General features: G+C 45.3%; 1 protein-coding gene. It reads left to right on the forward strand.

Going from position 1 to position 267, the window contains the following annotated elements:
- The coding region (locus tag G6042_RS00370) for a hypothetical protein (protein ID WP_169522324.1) at positions 1-267 on the forward strand (267 nt) is incomplete at both ends.

The raw sequence follows: 267 nt of genomic DNA on the forward strand, positions 1-267 counted from the left end.
ACGGCAACTTGATAGCAGGCGAAACCGGATCAACCTTAACGGTAACCGAAGTAACCCAAGCCCAAGTAGTCTTTAGCGTGATAGCCATTAGCAACAGCGCATTACAATGTGCATCCGATACTACGCCAGATAGAACACGCTTTACCGTAATCCGTTCCGGATTGGCATCAAACGTGACTTATACAGTAACCAATGCCTTTAGCGAGCAGCAAATCATCACGGTAACTAACGACGGTTATGGAATTTACCATTACAGTCTAGATGATG

It is taken from the genome of Flavobacterium solisilvae (assembly GCF_012911605.1).
GTDB lineage: Bacteria > Bacteroidota > Bacteroidia > Flavobacteriales > Flavobacteriaceae > Flavobacterium > Flavobacterium solisilvae.